Source organism: Desulfobacter vibrioformis DSM 8776 (assembly GCF_000745975.1).
GTDB classification, from domain to species: Bacteria; Desulfobacterota; Desulfobacteria; order Desulfobacterales; family Desulfobacteraceae; genus Desulfobacter; species Desulfobacter vibrioformis.
Map to the genome: position 1 here is coordinate 1 of NZ_JQKJ01000035.1, position 24569 is coordinate 24569.

General features: G+C 46.2%; 27 protein-coding genes and 1 pseudogene. 23 read left to right on the top strand and 5 right to left on the bottom strand.

All coding sequences use genetic code 11. From position 1 onward, the window contains the following. The 11 genes and pseudogenes from Q366_RS21780 to Q366_RS16860 all read left to right on the top strand — a co-directional run. Positions 1-341 (top strand): annotated as a pseudogene (locus Q366_RS21780) (IS1 family transposase); the annotation flags it as partial. Further along, positions 338-1177 carry a hypothetical protein gene (locus Q366_RS21385; protein WP_156968208.1) on the top strand — a complete coding sequence of 280 codons (840 nt, stop codon included), beginning with the start codon at positions 338-340 and terminating at the stop codon, positions 1175-1177. The pseudogene Q366_RS21780 and the gene Q366_RS21385, both read left to right, overlap by 4 nt. Then, on the top strand, positions 1174-2016 hold the full coding sequence (locus Q366_RS16820; protein ID WP_035241131.1) for a baseplate hub domain-containing protein: 843 nt from the start codon (positions 1174-1176) through the stop codon (positions 2014-2016). Before Q366_RS21385 ends, Q366_RS16820 begins: the two co-directional genes overlap by 4 nt. 9 nt (positions 2017-2025) lie before the next feature. Further along, the gene (locus Q366_RS16825; protein ID WP_035241133.1) at positions 2026-2496 is read left to right on the top strand and encodes an NlpC/P60 family protein; all 471 of its coding nucleotides are present in this window, start codon (positions 2026-2028) and stop codon (positions 2494-2496) included. Positions 2497-2500: 4 nt separating this feature from the next. Next, positions 2501-2788, top strand: coding sequence for a hypothetical protein (locus Q366_RS16830; protein WP_035241136.1), 288 nt, complete (start codon positions 2501-2503; stop codon positions 2786-2788). Positions 2789-2803: 15 nt separating this feature from the next. Further along, complete coding sequence (locus tag Q366_RS16835) at positions 2804-5470, top strand: GTA baseplate fiber-binding domain-containing protein (RefSeq protein ID WP_035241139.1); 2667 nt, start codon at positions 2804-2806, stop codon at positions 5468-5470. Between the two features lie 4 nt (positions 5471-5474). Beyond that, a complete protein-coding gene (locus Q366_RS16840; RefSeq protein ID WP_035241142.1) occupies positions 5475-6272 on the top strand; it encodes a hypothetical protein in 798 nt (265 codons plus the stop codon). A 1-nt stretch (position 6273) separates the two neighbouring features. Beyond that, on the top strand, positions 6274-8163 hold the full coding sequence (locus tag Q366_RS16845) for a DUF2341 domain-containing protein (RefSeq protein WP_035241144.1): 1890 nt from the start codon (positions 6274-6276) through the stop codon (positions 8161-8163). An 848-nt stretch (positions 8164-9011) separates the two neighbouring features. Further along, on the top strand, positions 9012-10283 hold the full coding sequence (locus tag Q366_RS16850) for a radical SAM protein (protein WP_035241147.1): 1272 nt from the start codon (positions 9012-9014) through the stop codon (positions 10281-10283). 213 nt (positions 10284-10496) lie between these two features. Continuing rightward, complete coding sequence (locus Q366_RS16855) at positions 10497-11285, top strand: hypothetical protein (RefSeq protein WP_245619994.1); 789 nt, start codon at positions 10497-10499, stop codon at positions 11283-11285. 73 nt (positions 11286-11358) lie between these two features. Next, a complete protein-coding gene (locus Q366_RS16860) occupies positions 11359-11793 on the top strand; it encodes a hotdog fold thioesterase (RefSeq protein WP_035241155.1) in 435 nt (144 codons plus the stop codon). Here Q366_RS16860 and nth read toward each other — a convergent pair. Next, positions 11790-12422 (bottom strand): endonuclease III, encoded by a 633-nt coding sequence (nth, locus tag Q366_RS16865; RefSeq protein WP_051958118.1) that lies wholly within the window; start codon positions 12420-12422, stop codon positions 11790-11792. The two genes, Q366_RS16860 and nth, sit on opposite strands and share 4 nt — an antisense overlap. A gap of 75 nt (positions 12423-12497) precedes the next feature. Here nth and Q366_RS16870 point away from each other — a divergent pair, with 75 nt between their 5' ends. Continuing rightward, positions 12498-13508 (top strand): queuosine synthesis, encoded by a 1011-nt coding sequence (locus Q366_RS16870; RefSeq protein WP_035241158.1) that lies wholly within the window; start codon positions 12498-12500, stop codon positions 13506-13508. A gap of 14 nt (positions 13509-13522) precedes the next feature. Here Q366_RS16870 and rlmN read toward each other — a convergent pair whose 3' ends face one another. After that, positions 13523-14563 carry a dual-specificity RNA methyltransferase RlmN gene (gene rlmN, locus Q366_RS16875; RefSeq protein WP_035241161.1) on the bottom strand — a complete coding sequence of 347 codons (1041 nt, stop codon included), beginning with the start codon at positions 14561-14563 and terminating at the stop codon, positions 13523-13525. A gap of 103 nt (positions 14564-14666) precedes the next feature. On the opposite strand from rlmN, the gene ffh reads away from it, so the two are divergent. The 11 genes from ffh to Q366_RS16930 all read left to right on the top strand — a co-directional run bounded on the left by ffh (position 14667) and on the right by Q366_RS16930 (position 23246). Further along, positions 14667-15992, top strand: coding sequence for a signal recognition particle protein (gene ffh / locus Q366_RS16880; RefSeq protein ID WP_035241163.1), 1326 nt, complete (start codon positions 14667-14669; stop codon positions 15990-15992). A gap of 16 nt (positions 15993-16008) precedes the next feature. After that, entirely contained in the window at positions 16009-16263 is a 255-nt protein-coding gene (gene rpsP / locus Q366_RS16885; protein ID WP_035241167.1) for a 30S ribosomal protein S16, read from the top strand. A gap of 86 nt (positions 16264-16349) precedes the next feature. Then, entirely contained in the window at positions 16350-16580 is a 231-nt protein-coding gene (locus Q366_RS16890; RefSeq protein WP_004074325.1) for a KH domain-containing protein, read from the top strand. Continuing rightward, positions 16573-17142 carry a ribosome maturation factor RimM gene (rimM, locus tag Q366_RS16895; protein WP_245619995.1) on the top strand — a complete coding sequence of 190 codons (570 nt, stop codon included), beginning with the start codon at positions 16573-16575 and terminating at the stop codon, positions 17140-17142. Before Q366_RS16890 ends, rimM begins: the two co-directional genes overlap by 8 nt. A gap of 8 nt (positions 17143-17150) precedes the next feature. Further along, positions 17151-17903, top strand: coding sequence for a tRNA (guanosine(37)-N1)-methyltransferase TrmD (trmD, locus tag Q366_RS16900; protein WP_035241175.1), 753 nt, complete (start codon positions 17151-17153; stop codon positions 17901-17903). After that, entirely contained in the window at positions 17900-18538 is a 639-nt protein-coding gene (locus Q366_RS16905; protein WP_084691880.1) for an RNA methyltransferase, read from the top strand. The genes trmD and Q366_RS16905 overlap by 4 nt, the downstream gene beginning before the upstream one ends. Before the next feature lie 20 nt (positions 18539-18558). Then, on the top strand, positions 18559-18912 hold the full coding sequence (rplS, locus tag Q366_RS16910) for a 50S ribosomal protein L19 (RefSeq protein WP_035241177.1): 354 nt from the start codon (positions 18559-18561) through the stop codon (positions 18910-18912). 25 nt (positions 18913-18937) lie between these two features. After that, positions 18938-19531, top strand: coding sequence for a ribonuclease HII (locus tag Q366_RS16915; RefSeq protein WP_035241223.1), 594 nt, complete (start codon positions 18938-18940; stop codon positions 19529-19531). Continuing rightward, positions 19528-19902 carry a YraN family protein gene (locus Q366_RS16920; RefSeq protein ID WP_035241180.1) on the top strand — a complete coding sequence of 125 codons (375 nt, stop codon included), beginning with the start codon at positions 19528-19530 and terminating at the stop codon, positions 19900-19902. Before Q366_RS16915 ends, Q366_RS16920 begins: the two co-directional genes overlap by 4 nt. Position 19903: 1 nt before the next feature. Next, on the top strand, positions 19904-20743 hold the full coding sequence (gene rsmI, locus Q366_RS16925) for a 16S rRNA (cytidine(1402)-2'-O)-methyltransferase (RefSeq protein WP_035241183.1): 840 nt from the start codon (positions 19904-19906) through the stop codon (positions 20741-20743). Positions 20744-20936: 193 nt separating this feature from the next. Beyond that, entirely contained in the window at positions 20937-23246 is a 2310-nt protein-coding gene (locus tag Q366_RS16930; RefSeq protein ID WP_342668604.1) for an inorganic phosphate transporter, read from the top strand. 24 nt (positions 23247-23270) lie between these two features. Here the strand turns inward: Q366_RS16930 and Q366_RS16935 are convergent, their stop codons facing one another. The 3 genes from Q366_RS16935 to Q366_RS22430 form a co-directional block, all read right to left on the bottom strand. Beyond that, complete coding sequence (locus Q366_RS16935) at positions 23271-23930, bottom strand: metallophosphoesterase family protein (RefSeq protein WP_035241186.1); 660 nt, start codon at positions 23928-23930, stop codon at positions 23271-23273. A 183-nt stretch (positions 23931-24113) separates the two neighbouring features. Continuing rightward, entirely contained in the window at positions 24114-24506 is a 393-nt protein-coding gene (locus tag Q366_RS16940; RefSeq protein WP_084691882.1) for a type II toxin-antitoxin system HicB family antitoxin, read from the bottom strand. Continuing rightward, positions 24463-24555, bottom strand: a complete 93-nt coding sequence (locus Q366_RS22430) for a hypothetical protein (RefSeq protein WP_425388331.1) — start codon at positions 24553-24555, stop codon at positions 24463-24465. The genes Q366_RS16940 and Q366_RS22430 overlap by 44 nt, the downstream gene beginning before the upstream one ends. Positions 24556-24569: the final 14 nt, after the last annotated feature.

Here is a 24569-nt window from a genome sequence, read left to right on the forward strand (position 1 = left end):
TGGGGCTGTCTATTAGTACCAGTTTGATTGAACGTCTCAATCTTACGCTTCGTCATGCATTGGCGCCTCTAGTGAGAAAAACCCAGTGTTTCTGTAAGGATCGGGCCCAAATGAGACGGCGTGTGACCTTCTTTCAAGCCTTCTATAATTTTGCCAGGCCACATATGAGTTTGCGCTTACCTTTGTCTGAGCAGGAAACATCCGCCTTGGGATTGATTCACCCCAAGTGGCAACATCGAACCCCTGGAATGGCTGCCGGACTGACGAATCATGTTTGGACATTTCGAGAGCTTCTGACCGCTAAATTTGAGCCGTTTCATAATCAAAGTAATAGCGGGTGAGCACCGATTATTTTGAAATTTGCGAAATATCTGCTGTTTATTCATCTGCAATTGCATTGAAAAAAGGCGTTGAATACTCCTGGGATGATGGAACAGATATATATCCACTGCTTCCTGCTATATTTGAGCCGGAACAAAATTTTTCAATTATCACCGGGTGGATTAGTAAAATACAAGTTAAGGCTGTTGAGGTCATTGATGGATCTTTATCGGCTTTTTCTGCTTCAACCGATGCGGACACATATGAATCTTTACCGGTGTTTGCTGCCAGGCCGATCATCAGTAATGCTAATTTGGGATTATGGAGACCGTATAATTTTTTGCAGTTTTTAGGCATATCATACGCAAATTCTGATATTGACGAAAGCCGGTTTAAAACCTCCATGCAATACCGATCGATGTCCAGGGGAGAATTGAGTGATATCGTAGATTTTTTTGACTGGTGCAAAGGCAGGTGGGGACGGTTTTGGGTTCCAACGTGGCAGAAGGATATAGTGGTTACCGAGGGGTTTCACGCTGATGCGACTACATTTACAATTGAGGATATCGACTTTGCTGATACCTGGCAGTCCGCAACTAATACCGGGCATTATATTTTTATAACGTTCCCGGACGGAACATACGCAATAAAAGAGATAATCGCGGCCTCAGACTCGACACACATCACGCTTGACGATGCCATAGGGACAGCATGCACAACAGCCAATCTTGGGCGTCTGGTGGTATCTTTTTTGCTGTTGGTTAGGTTCGACCAAGATTCACTTAATATTGAATATGTCACAAATACTGTTTCCAGGGTCAAATTGAAGTTTGTGTCTTTGCTGGAGGATTTATGAAAACTGATTCAGCAAATTTTATTGCAAAAGAGGAAAGCGCGGCCCGGCAGCCGGCAGAACTGTATCATTTTTGGAACGAGGGCGGCGACCATTGGTATTATACCAGCAGAGACGTTGCAATCACTTTTGACGGCAATGATTATGTGTCCGGAACCCTTCAACGAACCAAGGTCTCTTATAATTCGGAAATCGAGGTGTCCACTGTCAGCGTAACAGCATCTGTTATAACAGAACCAACGATTGAATTTATCGCCCTAAATCCAGTTGAACGCATCTGGATAGAGATATCCAAAATCCATCTGGATATGGACCCATTAGAGGCTTCAAAAATATTTACCGGGCAGATAAAAAACGTCAGTTTTAAGGGGGTCAGCGCAACTGTCGAGTGTGTCGGGTTTGAGCATTTTTTAAAGTTTGAAGTGCCCCGCATGAAGTATCAGGCGGCCTGCAACCATACCATTTATGATGCCCGATGCGGTGTTGATCGCGAAAACTTCAAAACAACGACCACGGCAACTGTGGACAGCACAGGGCTTGTGTTTACCAGTGTTGATTTTTCTGCCCTTGGGGATGGATACTTGACCAGGGGGCTATTAGAGTTTGGCGATTACAAGCGCATGATAGTGGCCCATTCTGGTAGCGCGCTCACGATTAGATATCCCATTACGCAGTTCGTATCTGGTGGCAGTGTGAACGTGTACGCTGGATGCGTTGGAACCATGGAAGCTTGCGAAGGGAAATTCAATAATTTGAATAATTTTTTTGGCTTTCCACAAATGCCGTTAACAAATCCTATTACCACTGGCGTATCCGGAACAATCCGGAATAGTACAAAATAAGGCTTGGCAATGGACTATTACAATCCGAATGATGTTTATGATGCACTACTGAGACAAGACGCATTAAGAACTGTGCTTGATAGCTGGTTGGATACGCCATTTCGGCATTTTTGCGGGATAAAAAAAATTGGTGTAGACTGTACGCATTTTGTCGCAAAAGTATTTCACGAGGTCGGTTTGATTGAGCAGATCCGGATCCCCCAATATTTCAAAGAAGACTATTTTTTGCACAATAATTCAAGTGTGTTATTGGACGCCGTAAAAGCCCATTTAAACGTTGAACCCGTTGGTAAAACAAATCCGCAGATAGGAGATATTGCATTTTACAGATATGGCAAAAGCGACTATGCCCACGCATCTATTTTTTACGATCGCGAACATGCTTACCAGGCAGTTAATAGAATGGGTGTGCAAAAAATCCATTGGAAACATAAGCTTTGGTTCCCGAGATTAACTGAAATATACAGGATAAAGGAGTAATTTTATGGCTTTTGCAGCGATTGGTGGGGTTGTTGGGGCGGTAATTGGCGGTACTACGGCAACCGGTACAGCGGCTGCTATAGCGATGGCTGCTGTGCAAGGTGCAGCTATTGGTATGGCGTTGGGGTCAATGGTTGATGTTGCGGTAGCAGGCACGCCGAACACGGGTTCCCCAGAGATACAGGATTTGTCTTTTAATACTGCTGACGAAGGGCTGCCCATCCCAGAAGGATGTGGTTGCACAAAAGCATATGGAAATATTTTCTGGGTTGGTGAAAGTTACTCAACTTAATATGGATGAAATGCGATGAGCAGTAAAGGCGGCGGCGGAGGCGGCTCAGCACCAGTATATTATCTATCGTGGGCAATTGGTATTTGCATGGGCCCTATAGAAACCCTATGGGCTGTCTATCAAGATGATAATCTTGTGTGGGAAGGGGAGTTGAACTGTCCTGAAAGTGGTGGCAAGGAAACGGTGGCTATTGAAGACCTTGGGACCATGGATTTCTATTTTGGCACAGAAGACCATGAGCCTGTTGCCGATTTTGATAATCTATGCTACCGCGGCCTTTGTTTTGCCCATTTTAAAAAATGTAGATTGGGTAACAGCAACACGCCTCCTGTGATGTCGTTCGTCTTTAGCAAAAATCCGTCATGCAGTTTTGACCCTATGGATGCCTATAAAAATATTGGTGAAGTGGATTACAATCCTGTTCATGCCATTTGGAATGCATTACGGAATTATTCTGGTTTTCCACCTGAATGGATAAATGAGGCGTCTTTTCTTGCTGCTGCTGAAACCATATACACGGAAAGCCGGGGCATTCAAACGATCATTTCAGACCGGCAGACTGTTTTATCATACGTCGAACAAGTTGCAACCCATATCAATGCATTATTGTCTTACCGGTCAGATGGTCAGCTCCATTTGAATTTGCTTAGAAATGATTATGATTCCGAATCTATTCCGATTGTGGATGAAAATGTCTTATTGGAACCACCGGGCATTTCGCGCAAATCATGGATTGATACAAAAAATGAAATCCGGGTGAGCTACTCCCAGCGGTATTATACGCCAAAGTCAGTGCAAATACTTTATATTGTGTGGATAGATGAAAGCGAAGATGCTTATTGGCCTGATATTAGCACAACATGGACGGATGATTTGGCGGCGGCCAGGGCGCAAAAAGAGGAAGTAGAAAATGCAGGCATGTCGTTTGGTGCTGTAACATGTCACGTATTACATGATGAGTACAGCATTGCACGTGGCATTTATCCTGAATCCGCTGATTTTCCTTATGATTTGTCAGAATATATAGAAGTAGCTCCCGGAACACTTATTGTCTACTTTTTATTGGATGCTATATATGAAGTCATAGATCCGTCATGCGAAGAACTTTATGTGGTGTCAACGGTTGATAATTCAGGGTCAATGACGACGGAAACAATAGAACCATTATATTCAAATCTTAAAGCTGAATTGCTGGCCCGTTTTATTAATATTGAAATTGTCGAGCATGAAGAAGCCAGAACGGATGAACGGTGGTTGTCATGGATGACTATGGATGTTGACGAGGCGTTGGAAGCTTTGATGAATGGGTATAATTACCGTAAAGCTGTGGCATCTCCCATATCTATTGACATTGCCAATAAGGATATCCAGGGAGGGATGACGGCGTCACAGTCTTTAAGCCTACCCCTTTTTACGAAAAACAGAAACGCAGTATGGGCAGGAGATGAAGCCCTTAGACAATTATCAAGCACTTCCGCAACGGTTGAATTCCCAGCGAACAGAAATGTTTTCAGGCTTGAACCTGGAGACTTATTTAAATTGTCTTATGCTGGATACGGAATTGAAAACATGATTTGCCGGGTCACAAGGATTGAAGAGGAGGACCTCACTAATGAAATAATAAATATTACGGCCATAGAGGAAGCGGCTGGATCAATTGTGCCCCATAATGAATATACTGAACCTATTTCTCATAATGTCGCTGTTGAGTCTGGAACTTTTGTCAGTACATTGCCAAATTCCAAAATAGTAGAAGTTCCATATCTATCCGCTGATACAATAGCAATTAAGCCTATCTGCGCCAGGTACACCGGTAATGAGCGCGGATATTTTCTTTATATGAGCATTGATGATGGTGAATCCTACTCCCAGGTTTTAACCGTGACAAAATTTAATGCCTATGGGAAACTCACAGTTGAATATACTGGAGACACATACACGATTGATGATGAAATCGGTTTTTATATCGAGTTCTCAAACAATGATTTCCTGGGGATAAATTCAATCGGTCGGGCGGATTTGTTCGAAGCAACGAATTTGGCCATGCTTGGTGATGAGCTTATTTCCTTCCAGACCATAGATATCATTTCTGAAACTCTTTGTCATATCAGCGGGGTATTTCGAGGTCGGTTTGACACTGTAAAGGCAACACATTCCGTTGACACGGAATTTTTCTTTCTTGGTGATGACACAACAGGCTTGGCGCATTCGTCGTTAGTATTTGGAGCCGATAGAATTTTTAAATTTGTACCTTACAGTATAAGTAAAATGGGAGATCTTTCAAGGGCAACAGAGCAGAGTATAGCCATAGCTGGCAGGGCTAAAAAGCCATACATTCCGTGGAATTTTGCTGCGAACGGGGTGGATTCCAATGCACTATACACAACTGATATTGTGCTGACATGGGACGCTAGAATTAGGGACCAGGATTGGGTAAGTTATGACACGGTTGTTTTACCAACCCATGAGGGCTCTTTTGAAATCGAAGTATATGTATCTGATAACCTTGTCAGGACCACGACAGCCATTGACGCAGTGACATGGACTTATACCGAGGCAATGAATTTGGCAGACAATACAACGTTGGCAGATGAGGTGGAATTTAGGCTTGTGAATTACCGGGAGTCCGGAGGTATCCGGTATTCATCGGACCAAACAGCGGTTAGCGTAGAAAAGGAATAACCACATGTCGATGACGGATAAATACGATTTTGAAACATACGCCTACAGCGTTACGGATAAAAGCGGAATAGCCACGGCGAATATCGAAAAACTTGATTCATATATCAATTCAAGGATGCTCGGTACGTATGGCGAAACCATAGACCGATATGAAGCTTTGTATTTAAAATCAGACGGGAAATATTGGCTTGCTCAACAGGGAACTACTGGCGCGTGTATCGGTTTGGCCGTTGATGATGGTGTGGCCGATGATTCTGCCAGAGTTCAGCGAGTCGGGTCTATTACAAACACGGGTTGGGCATGGACAGGTGACCCAGGAGATCCAGTATATGTTGACCCGTCAACACCTGGCGCAATTACAGAGACGCAACCGTCAGGAGCCGAACCTATTGGATTTCTTTTGAGCGCAACCTCTATATTTTTATGTGTTGGCGCAATTCCTGGTGGTGGGCCAAAGCCGTATGATATCGGCGGCACATACAACGGAACACCAACAACCAGCATGGTTTTATTGCGGTATCCAATGCCCAGGGCCGTTACATTCCCCGTAAGCCTGGCGGACTCAAAAATGATAGCTGGCACTGCTGCAACAGCGGAGACGGTCTTTTCTTTGCAAAAAGATACTGGGGCTGGTGGCGTTGAGTTTGGGACTGCCACTTTCGCTGCATCCGGAACATCTGCCACGTTTGCGGCTGCGTATGAAACCAGTTTTGTTGCTGGTGATATTTTAACACTCGTTGCGCCTGTGTCTGCTGATGCGACCCTTGCCGATTTAGGCTGGGCAATTGTGGGAACCAAATAACATGGCATATGAGGCATGGACATATAACACAGGTATTTTAATTGATAACACCGGCGGATCATATCTCACTGGCTATCAGCATAAAATCATTCTAACGTCTGATAATTTTGATTTTACGCTGGCCGATCCTGATGGTGCTGATATCCGTTTTGCTTACGGCGAGACCCTCCTTGATTATTGGATTGAAAGTTATGATTCCACTGCTGAATATGCAGTTATCTGGGTAGCGTTATCAATCGGTGCCGAAGAAAAAATCATTCAGATTTATTACGGCAACGTCTCTGCTGTGGATGAGTCGGATGGAGATGCCGTTTTTGAATATTTCAACGCGCTTGAAACTTCTGGTGATATTGCTGATTTAAGCAGTTCTTTCGGCACTTCAACGTGGACTGTTGCTTCTGACGCGAGTGCACCTAATGGGTTATGTACAAATATTTCAATTGGCACAGCAAACGATGCCGGGAAGTATAAAAGTTTATCCCTGCCAAGTGCCTATGTAGTTGAATGTATGCAAAAACAGACATCAGACAATGGGTCTTGGCACGGCCCATTAATGCAAATGGAGGATGCCGACACATGGTATAGACCTGGTACAGATACAAATGCAACATCAAATGGGGTTCAAATCAGAAAAGATGACGGCGGTTCTAAGACAAATTACCCTTCAAATGTAAAATCTGGATGCTTAATTGGATTATCAACTTGGTATAAACTCAAAGCATACTTTAAAGCCTATTCAGGGTTAACAGGTTCAACTGATTTTTCTACAAGGGCAGCAACTTTGCAAGGCATTGCATGGAATGATGCTGATTCAGAAATTGTTGTTGCCTATAGCAATGGAATAAGTAGATATAATACATCTGGTGTTGAACTTGAATATACGTCATCTGTTCCATCTGGAACCTCATGGGGTGATATCCACATAAAAGATAATAAAATTTATGTGGTCATGTTTGACGATACAACTGCAACCTATGTTTATTCCTTTGCTGATGACGATTTAGCTTCTGGATATACCCTTGAAGCTACGCTCACTGGAGATATGGATTCCGGTGCAGATGGCATTACATTTGATGGCACATACTGGATAATAGGAGAAACAAGTACTTCCTCAACAAATATTCATTTGTATGTTTATGATACTTCTTGGGTGTTACAAGCAACGGTTATTATATCAAGACCTGGTGGGGAAAACTATGGTATTCAAGGACTTGAATATGTTGACGGCCTTTTACATGTAGCTAATCACTATGGTCGAAATCAAGTCTTTACATGGGATAATGTTACCTTTGATGCCATACTGGTTGATTACTGGAAAACGGGTCAAGATGATTATTCTCAGGCAATGGCTTGGGACCCCACAAACTCTCGTTGGTATGTCTTGGACCGAGCTAATAATAAAGTTCTTTTCAGAACACTGGCAGAAGGTTCGGACAATATTGTTTTTGCCGAATTTAGGACCGACGATAAAAGCCATGCAATGGCATATCATTTGCCCACAACTGCATTCACCCAGGTGTATTTCGGTTTCGGGGCGTACAGGTCTTGCTATGTCGCACAGTTATTTGTGCGCCAGCATGTTAATATAGTACCAAGTATAACCGTCAACCCGCAGGTTGTTTGCAGCATATCGTTAGAGTCTGGTGCTTATCCAGCATCCTCAACAATTGAGATTGCAGCCTACGTTTCTGGTGCCACAATTTACTATACAACGGATGGCACCACACCGACTACATCATCCAGTGTTTATTCATCCGCAATTCCGATGTTTACCGGAACACTTAAGGCTTATGCTGTTGCCAGTGGATATGATGATTCTAACATTGTTTCGGCAAATTATGCGATCCTTAGTTCGGATAATAACCAACCTATTGTTTTTATAATAATGTAGGTGGAATAATGGATATATCATTAAATTTAAACGACAAAATCTCATGACACTTCACGCTGGCCGAAATGATCAGAGCCGAGACAACCGCCCAAAATGGCATCGATAATATGCCGCAGGAATACGCCGATCCGGGCCATTGCCAGGCTATCGATCAGGCCAAATAGCGTTTACCGATGCCTTGAGCTAAATCGGGCGCTTTGCAACAAGGATACCTTAATATATTCGGTCAGCCAGACAGGCCCTACGGAGGTGAATGAGTTGGTATATTCAAATTATGAGATGAAAGAGAGAAATTCCCAAAGCCGGCTCTCTTATTTTTTTAAAATCAAAGCTGATTTGATATGATCAACATAATTTTTTGGACGGGTTATAACATGTTTTCAGCCAAAAATTTAACGCGCCGCTACAATGACTGTTACTCACTGGTTGTGATCGCTATCATTGGTGAGGTTGACGCAGATATTAAAGCAATGATGGCCGGCAATTAGGCGAATGATTGGATCTGTCTGATATGCGGCGTGGATAAGGAAAGGATTTGAAAAAAAGACCTGGAAGAAACGCCGCTTCCCCAAACATTGAAAACCATTTTCCAGTTTTCGGTTCCCACGGGAAGTTGACAGGGATCGTCTTGGGCGTTCATAAATTAATCTACAAAATTGTCAGCAAAGTATCTACAAGATGGTAGATTAATTTAAAGCGCGCCCATTCTGTCAAGTTTCTTACGCTGTCCTATGTTTTTTCTTTATGTATTTTCAGCGTCTTAAATTATCATTTTTATGGTTCTTGTTCACAGGCCTTTTTATTGCATCTTTCAGTGGTTTCTGCATTTTAACAGCCAGGAGAGAAAAATGGATCTATCCAACCACCCATGTTTCAATGCCAAGATAAAAGGTCTTTACGGACGCGTACACCTTCCCGTTGCACCACGATGTAATATCCAATGTAATTACTGCGATCGAAAATACGACTGTGTCAATGAAAGTCGGCCCGGGGTAACCGGTGCGGTCCTGAAACCGAGTCAGGCGATGATTTATCTCAATTATGTGCTTGAAAAAGTGAAAAATATTTCGGTTGTGGGGATCACGGGTCCGGGTGATCCGTTTGCCAATCCCGATGAAACCATGGAAACGCTGCGGTGGGTGCAAAAGCAGTACCCTGGGATGATTCTTTGTGTGGCTACCAACGGTTTGGCTATCGGCCCGTATATCGATGAACTGGCCGAGATGGGCGTCAATCATGTCACGATTACTTTGAACGCGATCGATCCTGAAATTGGATCACAACTGTATTCCTTTGTTCGTCATGGCAAGAGAACTTTAGCCCCCAAACCCGGGTTCGAGGTTTTGCTGGAAAAGCAACTCGAGGCGATCGCCCACCTTAAAGAGAGAAACATCACCACCAAAATCAATACGATTATTATACCGGGAGTCAATGAGAACCATATTGAAGCGGTTGCCGAAAAAATGGCCGAACTGAAAGTGGACATCCTTAACTGCATCCCATTGTACCCCAATAAGGGCGCTAATTTTGCCCATTTGGAAGAACCCTCTAAATCGGTCGTGGACAATATTCAAAAAAAGGCGGCAAAACATATTCCCCAGATGTATCATTGCAAACGTTGCCGCGCCGATGCCGCAGGCATTCTGGGTGAGAGCAACAGCCGTGAGATTATTGAAAAACTGCAGGAATGCGCTCAGATGCCAGAGATTTACGACGATGAGCGGCCTTATCTGGCAGTTGCCAGTCTTGATGGCCGGTTGGTTAATCAAAAACTGGGAAAAGCGGAAAAATTATTAATTTATGGTCACAACAAAGATAATGGTGAGATTTATTTTGTCGAAGCCCGGAAGACACCCAGTCCTGGCAGTGGCATGCAACGTTGGGAGGATTTAAGCGATATGCTCAGTGATTGCAGGGCATTGATTGTCGCAGGACTCGGTGACAACCCCCGTCGTGTGCTCAGCCAAAAGAAAATTGATATTTTAGAATTGGACGGAACGATCATAGAGGCCGCTGAAGCCGTTTTTGAGGGGCACAGTATGGACTTTATGGTCCAGCGGGATATCCAGGCTTGCAATAAAAAGAATCCCATGGCTGGAATAATGGGGGGTGGATTTTAAAATTTCCATGGTTCTTATCCAAAGCATCGAAAAGTTATTTTTTTACAATAAAAAGAAAAGGGATTGAAAATGAAAGCGTTGAAGACAAAATATGGTGCCGTACCCGGTTATTTGAATCTGGAAAAATATGCATCCGGCAATCCCGCTTCCCTGTTTTTTACCGAACGGGTTGAGATTAAAACACCCGTCGGGGTGATTGTTCCCCAGTATTCAGTGGATGATCATGGAAGAAGGATGTTAAAACCGGTTTACTTTTATGATAATGGAAATATTAAAAACGCACCGCTCCAGAATGCGGCCGACATTGAAACAAAATACGGGAAAATATCCGCGGAATTCGTTATGTTTTATAATGATGAATTATTGAAAAAGATTTTTCCCCTTAATGGCAAGTTAAGCGGTTACTGGGGAGAAAAAGACGAGTACACCTTGTCCAGGGCCATTGAGCTGAAGCTGCCCTGCGGGACAATTTGTGCCAAGATCATTAATATCGGCTTTTATAAAAATGGTAATATTAAAAGTATCACCTTCTGGCCAAAGGAGACTGTTGAGGCAAAAACACCCATAGGAATAATGCGTATTAAAGTTGGAATTTCTTTTTATGAAGACGGTTCTGTTAAATCGGTTGAACCGGCCCGGCCTTATACGGTTGAAACAAAAATTGGGAACATATCGGCCTATGATAATGATCCCGAAGGTATTATGGGGGATATAAATTCTCTGCAGTTCGATAGCCAAGGAGACGTGACAGCGCTAAGTACGATCAATAATGTAATCATAGTAAAAACTGCAGCCGGTGGAGAGGTACGGTATGCCCCTTCTCAAAAAGCGAGCCTTTGTTCCGAACAGGTCGAGATAACAGTTCCCCTTCAAATTGAATTTATAAATGAAAAGGTCCGTTTTAACAAAAGCGTTTCCGATGAGTACAATTTTTCAAAAGACTCGTTCGAAGTAATCAAATATGAAAAAAAAGCAGCAAATCCCTGCTATGAGTGCGGTTAAGGTTTCTCGTTGTATTGGCGGTGCCGGTGATGGCATCAGGCACCAGGATAATGTTTAATAGAGGTGGATTGAAATGGGAAAAAGCAGAGAAGAAAAGATAAATGACTACATTCAACAGGATCCGTTTGCTCAATTTTTGGGGGCTGAAGTTGAGGTGTTGGGACCGGGACATAGTCGTGCAACCCTGACCGTCAACGATGACATGGTTAATTTTCACGGTATCACCCACGGCGGTGTGATTTTTTCCCTTGGGGATATTGCTTTTGCTGCGGCAAGCAACTCCTACGGGCAAACGGCTGTGGCATTGAATGTCGGAATTAATTTTTTAAACGCAACAAAATCCGGGGACCGGCTCATCGCCGAAGCCATTGAACACTCCCAATCAGGGCCAATGGCGCTATATGATATCAGCATTAAAAATGATCGAACAGGCCAGATCGTTGCCAAGAGTCAAGATCTGGTTTATCGAAAAAAAGAGTGGTTTGTTCCAAATAACGAAGTCAATTAAGGTGCGGCAAACGGGCACAGGTCATTTAAAAAACACCGGTCGCACGCGGGTTTTCTTGCATGGCAGATCCGGCGGCCCAGATAAATAAACTGCAGCCCGATATCGTTCCACACGAATTTGGGTAAAACATCCATCAATTCAAACTCCACCTTGACCGGATCTGTTGCATGGGTAAGTCCCAGGCGCCTGGATACCCGGAGCACATGGGTATCCACCACAATGGCCTGGATATTAAAACATACGGACCGGACCACATTGGCGGTTTTTCTTCCCACGCCGGGCAAGCGGGTCAATGACCTGATATCCCGGGGGACCTTCCCATTGAACTCTGTTTGAATTTTATTTGCACAGGCCTTGATATTCTTTGCCTTGTTATTGTAAAAGCCGGTGGAAAAAATTATTTTTTTTATATCATCAAGGCTTGCTCCGGAAAGGGACTTGGGATCAGGATAGCGGGCAAACAACACCTTGGTCGCCTTGTTGACCTGATTATCCGTACACTGGGCAGACAGGATGGTTGCAATGAGCAGCTCAAAGGGACTGGTGTGATCAAGCTGTGTATTGACAACCGGATAGTGGGTCTTTAACCTCTCAATAATAACCGGCACAGATTTGGATACCTGTTCCATACGATAAGAATTTCCATTTCTTAAAACCTAAAACCTAAAACTTAACAACCCGCCCAAAGGGCGACAAATTTATATATGAACCCTATTAAAACCACAAGACAGGTCAAAGCGTTAGGCCTTTGCTCGGGCGGACTTGACAGCATGCTGGCAGCCCTCATACTCAAAGACCAGGGCATTGATGTCACCTGGATCAGTTTTGAAACCCCTTTTTTTGATGCCACGGCTGCAAAAAAAGCCTCGAAACAGACCGGCATCCCCTTGATTGTCAAAGATATTACAGATGCCTACATGGAAATGATCAAGGCCCCCAAAGCAGGTTTCGGCAAAAACATGAACCCCTGCATGGACTGCCACACACTGATGTTTGCCAAAGCCGGTGCCATGATGGCGCAGATAGGGGCTGATTTCCTGTTTTCAGGTGAGGTGGTGGGGCAGCGGCCCAAATCCCAGACAAAAAGTTCCCTGCGCTATGTCGAAAAAAATTGCGGGTTTGACGGCCTGATACTTCGTCCTTTAAGCGCAGGGATACTGCCCGAGACCATTGCCGAGCAAACGGGCCTTGTGGACAGGGGTCGTCTTATGTCCATCAGCGGCCGGAGCAGAAAACCCCAGGTTGCCCTGGCAGCAAAGTACGGCATCACGGAATATCCCTCTCCGGCCGGCGGATGCCTGCTCACGGACAAGGGGTATTCCCAGCGGTTAAGAGATCTTTTATATGTCCAGGAAACGCAAAGCAAAATCCAGCTTCATCTGCTCAAATACGGCCGTCATTTCCGCCTGGACAGCAGATCCAAGCTTGTGGTGGGACGAAATAAGGCAGAGAACAAGCGGATCATGGCGCTCTATGATCCAGAAACCCACATCCGGCTTCGCTGTACCCTTTTGCCCGGCCCGGACGCCCTGGTTTTCGGACAAACGGACGAAACCGCCCTGCACCTGGCCGCCACAATCACATCCGGATACACCAAAGCATCTGCCGGTGCGTTAACGCGCATCAGTGTTTTTCAAAAACAGGAAACAAGGGAAATAGAGGTTGTCACGCCTGAATCAGGGGCATTTCATAATCTGTTGATACAAAAATCCTGACCTGCCCCAGCCGGTTAATCCAACCGGGCCGCTTTGAGTTGCCCGCAGGCCGCAGAGATATCATCCCCCTTGCTTTTTCTGACAATGGCAGTCATGTTCCGGTCCAAAAGAATACTTAAAAAGGCATTGATCCGCTCCCGTGAAGGCCTTTTAAAGGGTGCCTGGGTATGCTCGTTATATGGAATAAGATTCACTTTTGCGCGAATGGGGGCAAGCAGGCGGGCCAGGTCATGGGCATGGGCATCACTGTCATTGATCCCGCTCATCAGAATGTACTCAAAGGTGATTTTGTTCCTGGGCTTCATGTCAAATTTTTTGCAGGCCGCAAGCAATGTCTCAATGGGCCAGGTCCGGTTAACCGGCATCAGACTTGAACGCAGATTATTGTCCGTGGCATTGAGCGACACGGCAAGGTTCACTTCGGTATCAAGGCCCAGCTGAATGATCCTAGGCGCAATGCCGGAGGTGGAAACCGTTACCCGTCGAGATGAAAACTTCATCCCGAAATCCGTATCAAAGACCACACCAAGGCTGCGCATAAGGTTGTCATAATTGGCCAAAGGCTCCCCCATGCCCATGAAAACGATATTGGACAGGAACAGGGGTTCCAGGCCCTGTTGGGCCACATACCGGCGTGCATGCCATATCTGCCCCACAATCTCTCCCATGGTCAGGTTTCTTTTAAATCCGGTTTTGGCGGTCAGGCAGAACTTGCAGTTCATGGCGCATCCGGCCTGGGTGGACACACAAAGGGTGTAATGGTCTTTTTCGGGTATCAGTACGCTTTCCACATATTCCCCGTCTGCCAGCCGGTGCAAAAACTTCTTTGTGGTATCAACAGACGTTTCCATGTTTGCCAGCTCCAGGGTTCCCAGGAAAAAATGTTCGGCCAATTCCAGGCGCAACGCCTTGCCCAGGTCGGTCATCTCGTCGAAACTGCCGGCAAGTTTCAGGTAGAGCCACTTGAACACCTGGTCTGCTCTGAATGATCGTATTCCCTTATTTTCAAACCAGTTACCCAGATCCTGCCGGGTGAAATCCAGTATATCTTTCATTGTACATACCTGTATATTTTTTTTATTATTTTCTTGACATTACACGGATTATTTTATAAATTCAATGATTTGATTTGCTACTGAGAAAAAGGGTATCTTGCACATGTTTGACAATTTAAGCGATCGGCTGGATTCTGTTTTTAAAAAGTTAAAAGGACACGGGACCCTTACCGAGAATAACATCGAAGACGGCTTAAAACAGGTCAGATTGGCACTTCTGGAAGCCGATGTCAATTATAAGGTTGCAAAAAATGTCATTTCAGATATAAAGGCCCGAGCCCTTGGTCAGGAGGTCATGCAGAGTCTGACCCCGGGCCAGCAGGTCATCAAAATTGTAAATGAAGAATTTACAAAAATGATGGGCTCCTCCCACCAGGAACTGAATTTTGTCCAAACCGGGGCAACGTCCATCATGCTGGTGGGGCTCCAGGGTTCCGGCAAAACGACCACAGCGGGCAAGCTGGCGCGCTTTCTGTGCAAAATCGGCAGAAAACCCTATCTTGTGCCTGTGGATGTGTACCGCCCGGCCGCCATCGACCAGTTGACCAAGCTGGGTAAACAGGTGGGGGTGCCGGTATTTGCATCCACAACCGACATGAAGCCGCTCAAGATTTGCCAGGAGGCAAAGCTTGCCGCAAGGGACCTTGGCTGCGACACGTTGCTCATTGACACCGCAGGGCGGCTGCACCTGGATGACGCGCTCATGGTCGAGCTTGAAGAGATGAAAAAGGGCATCAACCCGGCGGAAATTCTGCTGGTGGCAGATGCCATGACCGGCCAGGACGCGGTAAATATTGCCGGTGAATTTGACAAACGGCTGGATATTTCAGGCTTTGTGCTGACCAAGATGGACGGTGATGCCAGAGGCGGTGCGGCCCTGTCCATTAAAGCGGTGACAGGCAAGCCGTTAAAGTTCATCGGTGTGGGTGAAAAGACCACGGCGCTTGAGCCCTTTCATCCGGATCGCATGGCGTCCAGAATTCTGGGAATGGGAGATACCCTGTCTTTTATTGAAAAGGCAGTCGAGACGGTTGACCAGAAAGAGGCCCAGGCCCTTGAAAAGAAACTGAGGAAAAACCAGTTTACCCTGGAAGATTTTAAAAATCAGATGCAGCAGGTTCGCAAAATGGGATCCATAAAGGATCTTTTGGGCATGCTGCCCGGGGTGAATAAAAAGATGCTCAATGATTTGAACATAGACGATAAAGAATTTCTAAAAATAGAGGCAATTATTAACTCCATGACCCCCGAGGAACGGGCCAAACACGCAATCCTGAAAGCATCGCGTAAAAGAAGGATTGCCCTTGGCTCGGGAACATCGATTCAGGATGTGAATAAACTGCTTAAAAGTTATACCCAGTCCATGAAAATGGTGAAAAAATTTAATAAAGGCGGCATGAAATCCCTTCGGGGCATGCTTCCGTTCTAAGGAGACAAGAAAAACCATGGCAGTAAAACTCAGACTTACCCGTAAAGGCACTAAAAAGAAACCCTTTTACAGAATCGTTGCCGCCGATATTGAGGCGCCCAGGGACGGCAAGTTCCTTGAAGCGGTCGGTACCTATGATCCCATGCAAAATCCTGCTGTTATAACCCTGAAACAAGAGCGGGTACAGTACTGGCTGGAACAGGGTGCAAAACCCTCCACAACGGTAAAAAGTATCCTGAAAAAACAGAGCGCACAAAGCGTTTCTGCCTAAGGGAAGGCCCTCTTAAGAGAACAAAACCGCAGGACACGTCTTGAAAACCGCCGGGCCTTTAAGTCATTGTATTAGGAGACGTTTTTATGAAAGAGCTGATTGAGTATTTAGCAAAGGCATTGGTAGACAATCCCGATGAAGTTCAGGTATCTGAAGTAACAGGTGACCAGACTTCCGTGCTTGAACTCAAGGTGGCAAAGGAAGATCTAGGCAAGGTGATCGGTAAACAGGGCAGATCTGCCAGGGCCATGAGGACAATCCTGAGTGCCGCGGCTACAAAGCTGAAAAAGCGCACGGTACTGGAAATCATTGAGTAGCTCCCATGGCCAGGTGCCCATGCAATTTTCAGACACCTGGCTGACCATTGGCAAGGTCACGGGCGTTCACGGCCTTGGGGGCAACCTGAAGGTGTGGTCCTGGGCCCAGTCGCCTGATACCTTTTCCAAAGGGCTTGCCGTGGTGCTCAAGAATGAGGATGAGCCCCTGGACTCTGGCCGGGAATATGTAATTGGCTGGACCGGCAGATATAAAAAAGGCGTGCTTTTAAACCTTGAAGGCGTCAGCACCCGGGAGGCCTCGGAATCCCTTGTGGGCAAGCTTGTCCTGGTTGATAAAAACAACCTGCCGGACCTGGATGAAGACACCTGGTACTGGCAGGATTTGATCGGGTTGACGGTTGTGGATGCCTGCGAAGGGGAACTTGGGACAGTTGTGCAGCTTTTTCCCACCGGAGCCGATGATATCCTGGTTGTTACGGATAAAACGCCCCAGGGCAAACAGGAAGTACTGATCCCCATGAATGGCGTGTTTGTCAAGGATGTAAACCTTGACACCGGTGTGATTACAACTGAACTGCCCCAGGGGTTCATCACGGACTGATTTGGGCCATGAAGTTTACTGTACTGACACTGTTTCCGGAATTCCTTGGGGCTTTTTTTGCCAACGGCATCCTGGCAAGGGCTTTGGACCGGAATATTATCAGCGCTGATGCCATCAACATCCGGGATTTTTCTTCAGACCGGCACAACAGCGTGGATGACCGTCCCTACGGCGGAGGAAGCGGCATGGTAATGATGCCGGGGCCTCTGGAAAAAGCCATTATGTCTGCCAGACAGATGGCCGATACCCCTTGGGTGGCATGTTTAAGCCCCCAGGGCAAACCCTTTACCCAGGCCCGGGCTTGTGAACTTGCCGCAGCCCAACAGGATCTGATTCTGATCTGCGGCCGGTACGAGGGCATTGACGAGCGGGTTTATACCCGCCAGGTGGATGAAGAGATCTGCGTGGGTGATTTTGTGATGACCGGCGGGGAGATCGCTGCCATGGCAGTCATTGACGCCGTTGCCAGAATGATTCCCGGGGTGCTGGGAAGCAATGAATCATCCCAATGTGAATCGTTTATGGACAACCGGCTGGAATATGCCCAGTACACCCGGCCCGAGGTATATGAGGACATGACCGTCCCCGGGGTACTCTTGTCCGGGAATCATGAAAAGATCCGGCAGTGGCGCAGGCGCTCTGCACTGGAACGAACCTTTATCAAGCGCCCGGATCTGTTTGAAACCCGGACGCCGGATAGTGAAGAAAAAGAAATTTTGCGGCAGTGGTGCCGGGAACTTGAGGCGTTAATTCATAAATGAGTTCACCCAAAACAAGTACAACCGTTGAACAAAATGATCAATGCGGTACTGAAGATCAGGTTTTCAACAACGAGCCCGGAACACTAAATCTTTACCTGGCATTGATCCACTACCCGGTGGTCAATAAAAATGGGCAGATCATCGGATCAGCCCTGACCAATATGGATCTGCATGACATTGCCAGGGCAGGGCGGACATTCGGGGTAAAGGCCTATTATGTGGTCACCCCCTATGAAGACCAGAAAACCCTGGCTTTCCAGATCATGGATCACTGGACCCATGGTCATGGCGGAACGGTTAATCCGGCACGAAAATCCGCCCTTGAACGGGTCAGGGTGGCGGATACATTTGAAGCAGCCTGCAATGATATAGAAAATGAACTGGGTCAGACCGTGGTAAAAGTGGCCACCAGCGCCAATGCCCAGGGCCCCACAATGAGTTGCAGAACGCTTGGGCAGAAATTGAAGGGTAATGCCCCCCATGTGATCGTGTTTGGCACGGCATGGGGGCTGGTACCGGAAGTGATCAAACAGTGTGATCATATCCTTGAACCCATACAGGGGGCAGGGGCGTATAATCACCTAAGCGTCCGGTCCGCAGCATCCATATATTTAGACAGATTAATAAACGGCTGAAAGAATGGAAGGAACAAAACATGACAGCAAACCTAATCCAGAAAATTGAAAGAGAACAAATGCGCCTTGATATCCCGAATTTCGACTCCGGAGATACCGTAAAGGTGCATGTAAAAATTAAAGAAGGTGAAAAAGAACGTATCCAGATTTTCCAGGGCGTTGTAATCAAAAAAACCAAAGGCCTTGCCAGCGCCCGGTTCACCGTTAGAAAAATTTCCGGCGGCGTTGGTGTTGAAAGGATTTTTCCCCTTTATTCTCCTGCCATTGACAATGTTGAAGTGGTGACCCGGGGACGTGTAAGAAGATCCAAACTTTACTATTTGAGAAATCTGCGCGGCAAAGCAGCAAGGATCAAAGAAAAACGCTTTGTCTGATAACTGCGGACGCGTTTGCGCCGACATGCTGGCCTTTGAAAAGCAGGCCATGTTGGGCGGATATAAAGTAATTGCAGGTGTTGATGAGGCCGGCAGGGGACCCCTTGCCGGCCCTGTCGTGTCTGCGGCAGTGGTGCTGCCTGAAGATTTTGATGTTCCCGGCATCAATGATTCAAAAAAGCTTTCCGAAAAAAAAAGAGAGGCGCTTTTTCCTTTGATCCAAAACCATGCCATCGCCTTTGGCATTGGCATGGCCGACCATGGGGAGATTGACCGGATTAATATTCTGCAGGCATCCCTGCTCTCCATGAAACGGGCGGTTGAAGACCTGGGCCTTACACCGGATTACCTGCTCATTGACGGCAAATTTGCCATAGACATCACCATAGACCAGCGTCCTGTCATTAAAGGGGATGCATTGAGCCTGTCCATTGCTGCGGCCTCCATTCTGGCCAAGGTCACCCGGGACCGAATCATGACAGACCTTGACTTACAATATCCCGCATATGGGTTTAACCGCCATAAAGGATATCCAACCAAAGCCCATAAAGAGGCGATCCTGACCCATGGCCCTTGTCCTGTTCATCGCAAAAGTTTCAGGGGTGTCAAGGATATATGAGCCTTGGGGGAAAACAGCTTGGAAAAAAGGGAGAGCTGGCTGCCCGGCAGTTCCTTTTATCCCGGGGCTACACCGTATTGGCATCCAATTTTTCAACCCCTCAGTTTGAGATTGATATCATAGCAAAAGACAATGACACCTTGTGCTTTATTGAAATCAAAACCCGTACAGGCGTTAAAAAAGGCCTGCCCCGGGAAGGGGTAACCACAGCCAAGCAGAAAAAAATTATCATGGGTGCCCAGTACTATCTGAGCAAAAATAAAATCACCAACACCCGGTTGAGATTTGATGTGGTGGAAGTGTTATACAAGGACAGTTCGCACACCGCCTGTGACATCACTGTGATCCCCAATGCCTTTCAAGGGGTTTAACATGTCCGGCACCCTTTATATTGTCGCAACCCCTTTAGGCAACCTTGAGGATATGACATTTCGGGCTGTACGCCTGTTAAAGGAGGCGGACCTGATTGCAGCCGAGGACACCCGTCATTCAAAAAAACTGCTGGGTCATTACGGCATCACAACCCCCACAATTGCCTGCCATGAGTACAATGAAACCGCAAAGGCCCATGACCTGATCCACCGGCTTGAAAACGGTACTACAATTGCCTTGATCAGCGATGCAGGCACCCCTTTAATTTCAGATCCCGGTTTTCGTCTGGTTTCCCAGGCCCACAAAAAAGGCATTCCCATTGTGCCGGTTCCCGGATGCAATGCTGCGGTGACCGGATTAAGCGCAGCCGGCCTGCCCACGGACACCTTTCTTTTCCTGGGCTTTCCGCCTAAAAAACAGGGCCGCCTGGACAGCTTTCTCAATGACGCGGCCCGTCACAAAGCCACACTGATATTTTATGAATCCCCCCGGCGCGTGATCCGGCTGATCTCTTCGGCTATCACCGCGTTTGGCGACCGCCAGGCCTGTCTTGCCAGGGAATTGACAAAACAGTATGAGGAGTTTATACGTGGTCCTTTGTCCCTTATTCTATCCACCCTTGAGGAGAGGGAAACAATCAAAGGGGAATGCGTCCTGTTTATCCATGGAGAGGATGAACAGCCAGCCGGCTTGTCCTTAGACCAGATCGAGGCCATGATCAGGGATGGCCTGAATCAGGATACACGGACCGGTGAACTTGCAAAAAAAATAGCCGGGCTTGCCAACATCCCTAAGTCCAAGATTTACGACATGATTCTATCCTTGAAAAACCGTTCTTAACCACCTTCTGCACCACCCACCGTCCTTAACCACTGCAGATGACACACAAAACAGTCACGCCATTCTACAGATTGATAAACCCCTTGCCAAATCAGGGCCAAAAGCCTTATAAAGAAGCAAAATATTAGCAACATGTGAGAATAATGTTAGGATTGCAATTCTGATAAAACGGACGGAATACCCCGGGCCGTATATGTCCAACCTTCACAAAGGGAATAAAACCACCATGGGCATTGAAATATGCTATGTCATCGTAGGGATGCTGATCCTGTTTGCCATTTTTGATCTGATTGTAGGGGTTACCAATGATGCGGTTAATTTTTTAACCTCCTCAATCGGATCCAAGGCCGCGCCCTTTAAAATAATCATGATTATTGCAAGTGTCGGCATTCTGGCCGGCGTTACTTTTTCCGAAGGCATGATGGAAGTTGCCCGAAAAGGTATTTTTCATCCCGAGCTGTTTACCATGCCCGAACTTCTGATCATATTTCTGGCAGTCATGCTCACGGACATCCTGCTTTTAGATCTTTTCAACACATATGGTCTGCCCACCTCCACAACAGTATCCATTGTATTTGAACTCCTTGGGTCTGCCGTGGCCCTGTCCATAATAAAACTGGCCGCCCATGCGGATTCGGGTCTTGGGCTTGTGGATTATATTAACTACGCCAAAGCCATTACCATAGTCTTTGGGATATTATTATCCATTATCGTGGCATTTGCCTCAGGTGCAATTGTTCAGTTTATATCCAGACTTATCTTTACCTTTAATTATAAAAAACGGCTGAAGTATTACGGTGCGCTCTGGGGTGGTGTGGCCCTTACCGTCATTACCTTTTTTATCCTTGTAAAAGGGGCCAAAGGCTCTACTTTCATGGACCCGCAGATGGTGACATGGATAAAAACCCACTCTTTTATTATCATGGGCGGCATTTTTACAGTCTCTGCCATCATCCTGCAGATCCTTATCAGCGCATTCAACGTCAATATTCTTAAACCCATTGTCCTTGTGGGCACGTTTGCCCTGGCCATGGCTTTTGCAGCCAATGATCTTGTCAATTTTATCGGTGTACCCCTGGCAGGCCTGAATGCCTTTAAAACAGCGATTGCCTCATCTGATCCCATGAACATCACCATGGGGGCACTGGGGGGAAAAATTCATACCCAGACCTTTATCATGCTCATTGCAGGTATCATCATGGTAATAACCCTGTGGGTATCACGCAAGGCAAGAACAGTGACCGAAACAGAAATCAGCCTGGGGCAGCAGGATGAAGGCATGGAGCGCTTTGAATCTGTCTGGCTGTCCAGACGCATTGTCAACCTGTTCCACAGTCTGTTTACCTCTGTCAAAGCTATCTCACCCCCCATCATCGGCAAGATTGTGGCCAGAAGACTCAGCCCGGTCCCCGAAGACGCCTATGTCGGGGTAAAGGAAAAACCATCCTTTGATCTGCTGCGTGCGTCTGTAAACCTGATGGTGGCATCTGCCGTGGTCTCCCTGGCCACTTCTCTGAAACTGCCTTTGTCCACCACGTATGTGACGTTTATGGTTGCCATGGGGTCTTCGTTTTCTGACCAGGCCTGGGGCAGGGAAAGCGCTGTATACCGTGTCACCGGTGTTTTAACAGTCATAGGCGGCTGGTTCATGACCGCTCTTATTGCCTTTGTGGCTTCCTTTATCTGCGGCAATATTATCTATCATTTCAAAATGCCCGGCGTGGTCGGCCTGATGATATTTGTATTTTTCATGATCCTCAAAAACAAAAAACGTCACGAAGGCAATGAAAAAACCAAAGAGGAAATCACCATTTACCATCTTGAAGAAGTGGAAGATTTCCAATCTTCTGTTTCTGCAACATTTGGTCACATTGCCCTCCATCTCCGCAACATAAGACTCTCTTTAGGCACTGCCTTTGATGCGCTGTTTCAAGAGGATCTGGAGACCTTAAGGGAACAGCGCAGGAAGGTCAAACAGTTCCAGATGAGCAGTAATATCATTATTGCAAATATCTTTAAGGTATTACGCCTTTTGCAGCGTACGGATCGCAAGGGGTCTTTCAACTATTACCAGATTATCCGGCGCCTTCAGAAAATAAATGACGGGTATCGGGATACGGTGATCAGGTCCACCATGCATGTGGCCAACCGGCACAAGGGGCTTTTACCCGCCCAGATTGAGGAACTCAAGGAGGTCAAGACAGAAATTCTTTTCATTTTTGAACAGGTTGAAATCGCATTTAATAAAAATGATATTGTGGACTGCAACCACATCGGTTCAAGATTTCATTATCTTAGGGACCTTGTGGATGAATACAATGCAAATCAGATTGCCAGGATCAGGGAGGAGTCCTCAAAGACACGCCTGAGCATCATGTACTACGCCATTTCCGGAAATTGCGTCATGATGGCCAAACAAACCGTCAAGCTGTTAGAAATATTTAATGAGGCCCTGCCCTCAGAAGACGGTGCCAGCGCCTGCAGAGGCCTGCATTTGGATTGAGCTTTTTCATTTTTTTTCGAGTTCCTAACGCTGGGGCGTGTCCGGTTGCAACAGATTAACCCTGGGGCACTCATTTTTTTCAAGGTCAATGACGGCTCCTGACCCCGGGCCTGCTATGGCGCAGTTAACCACGGTACTTTGATGAAGGGTTTTAAGCCCGAAATCTTCGTGGATATGGCCGCAAAGCACAAGGCTTGGGGTTGCGGCGGTGATAAACCGGGCCAGGTTCAGGCTGCCGGCATGGATTTTTTTGCCCACACGGTCGCACGCACCCCTGGGCGGCGTATGGACCACCAGCACCGTGTCCGGTTCCATGGGGCAGGGAAGGGCGGCAATCCGTTTTTTTTCATTCAGGCCGATTCTGTTGGCAAAGGGCAAGGGCAGGGTTCCTGAAATCCCCACAAAAGAGAAGTCTTTGACCTTAAAGGGTGTCTCCGTTAGCAGCGTGATATTGGCTGCTTTTTTTATCCTGGATTCAATGCGTTTAAAATCCGTATTTCCCCGGACCACCAGAACGGGAACCGGAAGGCTGTCGAGCTGGGAAAGGACGGTGGACCAGTTAAAAAAATGGGTCATATCACCAGGGATAACAATCAACTCCGGATGGTACTGGTCTAAAATTTTGTACATGGATTCCATATGTTCAGGTTTTCCGTGAATATCCGCAACTGCATATATACGCATCGTTTCTCCTTAAAGGGGACGTAAGTGTAAGACCTGTTTCAGGCGTTTTTTGTAAGACCCCATGCCCTATCGGGCACAACTAAAAAGTCCGTTGGGGTCCTATGTGAATTGAGTCAAAAAATTTACTCTCTACCATCATACGATCCTGAAATGCAACATGAGCCTTTTACTTTTCGATTTGTTTTAATCTGAAGGGTACTGACCGGGTCTTTCTGAATGCGATTGAATTTGATGGGAGAGCATACTCTTTTTTTGCCTTTTTCCAACAGTATTCGCAACACCTAAATTCCTGATGAATTGTTCCGCAGAATCCACAAAAAAAGCAGACCTGGAAATACCCCTGGCTTTTGCAGCCCTGTCAATCCTGACGAGTTTATACTCAGGCACCGTGATATTTACCCTTTGGGTTTTGGGAGCTATGAAAGCGAAATCAATATCAGCAAGATACAAAAAACTGTCTCTGGTATATAGATCTGAATCTAAAAGATCTTCCATTTTAGAGGGAGCTGGAGGTTCAGATATGTCTTCTCCGTTATAATATAATTCTACCGCTTCTTGTATGGGGATGGGGGACAATTACTATTTTGCCATTTTCATGCTTGAATTTGTGATGATCACCAGACACTTTAACTAATACAA

Excerpts from the sequence above, each read along its gene's own strand:
- Q366_RS16870 (WP_035241158.1), top strand. The coding sequence starts at position 12,498 with ATGAACCCTATTAAAACCACAAGACAGGTCAAAGCGTTAGGCCTTTGC.
- Q366_RS16845 (WP_035241144.1), top strand. The coding sequence starts at position 6,274 with ATGGCATATGAGGCATGGACATATAACACAGGTATTTTAATTGATAAC.
- Q366_RS16850 (WP_035241147.1), top strand. The coding sequence starts at position 9,012 with ATGGATCTATCCAACCACCCATGTTTCAATGCCAAGATAAAAGGTCTT.
- Q366_RS16935 (WP_035241186.1), bottom strand. The coding sequence starts at position 23,930 with ATGCGTATATATGCAGTTGCGGATATTCACGGAAAACCTGAACATATG.
- Q366_RS16820 (WP_035241131.1), top strand. The coding sequence starts at position 1,174 with ATGAAAACTGATTCAGCAAATTTTATTGCAAAAGAGGAAAGCGCGGCC.
- rlmN (WP_035241161.1), bottom strand. The coding sequence starts at position 14,563 with ATGAAAGATATACTGGATTTCACCCGGCAGGATCTGGGTAACTGGTTT.
- ffh (WP_035241163.1), top strand. The coding sequence starts at position 14,667 with ATGTTTGACAATTTAAGCGATCGGCTGGATTCTGTTTTTAAAAAGTTA.
- Q366_RS16890 (WP_004074325.1), top strand. The coding sequence starts at position 16,350 with ATGAAAGAGCTGATTGAGTATTTAGCAAAGGCATTGGTAGACAATCCC.
- nth (WP_051958118.1), bottom strand. The coding sequence starts at position 12,422 with ATGGAACAGGTATCCAAATCTGTGCCGGTTATTATTGAGAGGTTAAAG.
- Q366_RS16860 (WP_035241155.1), top strand. The coding sequence starts at position 11,359 with ATGGGAAAAAGCAGAGAAGAAAAGATAAATGACTACATTCAACAGGAT.
- trmD (WP_035241175.1), top strand. The coding sequence starts at position 17,151 with ATGAAGTTTACTGTACTGACACTGTTTCCGGAATTCCTTGGGGCTTTT.
- Q366_RS16825 (WP_035241133.1), top strand. The coding sequence starts at position 2,026 with ATGGACTATTACAATCCGAATGATGTTTATGATGCACTACTGAGACAA.
- Q366_RS16930 (WP_342668604.1), top strand. The coding sequence starts at position 20,937 with ATGTCCAACCTTCACAAAGGGAATAAAACCACCATGGGCATTGAAATA.
- Q366_RS16905 (WP_084691880.1), top strand. The coding sequence starts at position 17,900 with ATGAGTTCACCCAAAACAAGTACAACCGTTGAACAAAATGATCAATGC.
- Q366_RS16835 (WP_035241139.1), top strand. The coding sequence starts at position 2,804 with ATGAGCAGTAAAGGCGGCGGCGGAGGCGGCTCAGCACCAGTATATTAT.
- rplS (WP_035241177.1), top strand. The coding sequence starts at position 18,559 with ATGACAGCAAACCTAATCCAGAAAATTGAAAGAGAACAAATGCGCCTT.
- rsmI (WP_035241183.1), top strand. The coding sequence starts at position 19,904 with ATGTCCGGCACCCTTTATATTGTCGCAACCCCTTTAGGCAACCTTGAG.
- Q366_RS16840 (WP_035241142.1), top strand. The coding sequence starts at position 5,475 with ATGTCGATGACGGATAAATACGATTTTGAAACATACGCCTACAGCGTT.
- rpsP (WP_035241167.1), top strand. The coding sequence starts at position 16,009 with ATGGCAGTAAAACTCAGACTTACCCGTAAAGGCACTAAAAAGAAACCC.
- Q366_RS16830 (WP_035241136.1), top strand. The coding sequence starts at position 2,501 with ATGGCTTTTGCAGCGATTGGTGGGGTTGTTGGGGCGGTAATTGGCGGT.
- Q366_RS16915 (WP_035241223.1), top strand. The coding sequence starts at position 18,938 with ATGCTGGCCTTTGAAAAGCAGGCCATGTTGGGCGGATATAAAGTAATT.
- Q366_RS16920 (WP_035241180.1), top strand. The coding sequence starts at position 19,528 with ATGAGCCTTGGGGGAAAACAGCTTGGAAAAAAGGGAGAGCTGGCTGCC.